The organism is Pseudomonas sp. GB2N2, from assembly GCF_054897705.1.
This window is the reverse complement of the sequence record NZ_CM142701.1, coordinates 465,482-467,675: the sequence shown is the minus strand read 5'-3', so window position 1 is coordinate 467,675 and position 2,194 is coordinate 465,482. Positions and strand designations below refer to the sequence as shown.

Here is a 2,194-nt window from a genome sequence, read left to right as displayed (position 1 = left end):
TTCTTAGCATCCGGATCAGTAGGCAGGAAGCACAAAGGCACGTCGTCCCTATAAAACGAATGCAGGCCGGAAAAATTAGCGAATGAGAATAACTATCAGGTGGGTGGTAGAACGCGGTCTATCAGGTGTCGAAAATCAATGTGGGAGTGAGCCTGCTCGCGCCTACAGGGGAAGGTGTTGGGTCAGGCGCTGGCGGTCATGGCGTGCCGCCGATGATGAACCTCAAGCTGATCCCTGATCACCTTCAACACGCGTGCCTCGTGCTCATGGATAAAGAAGTGCCCTCCCGCGAACATGTCGACCGAGAAACTGCCCCCGGTTTCCTGGCTCCAGCCGATCAACTGTTCGGTACTGGCCTTGTCAGCCTTGCCCCCGAGCACGTGCACCGGGCAGTTGAGCAGGGGACGCTGCAGCGGTTGAAAACGCCCGCATAACAGAAAGTCCGCACGCAGAATCGGCAGGGTCAGGCTCATCAATTCTTCGTTGGCCAACACCTCTTCATTGGTGCCGTTGAGCGTGCGCAACTGATCGATCAATTGCGCATCGGTCTTCGGCTTGGCGAAGCCTCGGTCATAATCGGCACGCATCGTCGGCGCCGCCGTGCCCGAGGCGAACAGCGCCACCGGTTCCGGGCAGCCCAATGCCCGAAACGCATGGGCCATCTCGCATGCCAGCAACGCGCCAAGGCTATGGCCGAACAAGGCATAAGGCGCCCTGAGCATCGACTTCTGTTCTTTACCCAGTTGTAGCGCCAGCGCACGCATGTCAGTGTGCAGCGGTTCTCCGTAGCGGGCGCCGCGCCCCGGCAATTCGACGGGTTGCACGTCCAGCCACTGCGGCACTTTGCGCCGCCAGCGGCTGTACACCATCGCACTGGCGCCGGAGTATGGCAGGCACAGCAAGGTCAGCTTGGTCACCGCGTTCACCGTAAAAAAGTCGTCTGTAACCTTGAACGCATGAAGGCCGCCGCGAATTAGCAGTTAAAGCATCATTTCAAGTGACGATAGGTGGGAATGGCCGAGCCCAGCACCACCACCCCCGCAGCAATCGTCACCCAAAACCCGCTGCGCGCACCAAACGCGTCCACCAGCCAACCCGAACTCGCCGCACCCATCGCCACGCCAACGCTCAGCCCGGTGACCAGCCAGGTCAGGCCTTCAGTCAGCTTGGCCGGCGGCACGATGCGTTCCACCAACGCCATCGCCACGATCAGCGTCGGCGCGAAAAACAGCCCGGAGATGAACACGGTCAGCGCCAACCCGAGGATGTTGCTCGCCAGCAGCAATGGCAACGTGGATAACGCCGTCGCCACCCCGCCGTACAGGAACAAACGCGGCAGCGACACTTTCGAGCGCATGGCGCCGAACGCCAGTCCGGCCAGGCATGAACCGATGGCATACACCGACAACACAATGCTCGCTGCCGCCGGTTGCCCCTGCTGCTGGGCGAACGCCACGCTCACCACATCGACCACGCCGACGATGGTGCCCATGGCGACCATCAACAGCATCAGCAACTGAATATCGGCAGAGCGAATGATCGAGCCTTGATGCTGCGCTTCATGGGGGTGAATCGCCGGCTCGGTGTCGCGTTGCAGGACAAATGCCGTGACACCGATCGCCAGCATCAGCAGTGCCGCCAACGGCCCGGCCTCGGGGAACGCCACCACGCACAAGCCCACCGACAGCGGCGGGCCGACTATGAAGCTGAATTCGTCGAGCACCGACTCCAGGGCATACGCGGTTTGCAATTCGGGCTGGCCGCGATAGACCTCGGTCCAGCGCGCCCGCACCATCGCCGACATGGTCGGCATGCAACCGGCCAGCGCGGCGAACACGAACAACGTCCATTGCGGCGCCTGAAACCGCGTGCACAGCAACAGCAGCAGCAACGCCCCGCCGCCGATCAGCGCAGACACCGGCAAGATCCGCCGCTGGCCAAAACGGTCGACCAGCCGCGAGACCTGCGGCGCGCAAAATGCGGTCGCCAGGGCAAAGGTCGCCGCCACCGCTCCGGCCAGTCCGTAGCCGCCTTGCAACTGCGAAAGCATAGTGATCAGGCCGATGCCCGTCATGGAAATCGGCATGCGCGCGATCATCCCGGCCAGCACAAAAGCGCGGCTGCCCGGGGCCTTGAACAGTTCGCGGTAGGGATTGGCCATGGTTCGGGGTCTCGACAGGGGTTTGCACGTTGC

The 2,194-nt window shown here is 62.3% G+C and carries 2 protein-coding genes; both read right to left on the bottom strand.

Features of this window, described 5'->3' with window-relative positions; genetic code table 11:
• Positions 1-182: 182 nt before the first annotated feature.
• Positions 183-869 (bottom strand): thioesterase II family protein, encoded by a 687-nt coding sequence (locus ACYZT4_RS02230; RefSeq protein WP_461988518.1) that lies wholly within the window; start codon positions 867-869, stop codon positions 183-185.
• Positions 870-988: 119 nt separating this feature from the next.
• Complete coding sequence (locus ACYZT4_RS02225; RefSeq protein ID WP_461984901.1) at positions 989-2,161, bottom strand: MFS transporter; 1,173 nt, start codon at positions 2,159-2,161, stop codon at positions 989-991.
• Between the last annotated feature and the right edge of the window lie 33 nt (positions 2,162-2,194).

Bases quoted from the DNA above. Each gene is read 5' to 3' on its own strand.
- ACYZT4_RS02230 (WP_461988518.1), bottom strand. From the start codon at position 869: ATGGTGTACAGCCGCTGGCGGCGCAAAGTGCCGCAGTGGCTGGACGTG.
- ACYZT4_RS02225 (WP_461984901.1), bottom strand. From the start codon at position 2,161: ATGGCCAATCCCTACCGCGAACTGTTCAAGGCCCCGGGCAGCCGCGCT.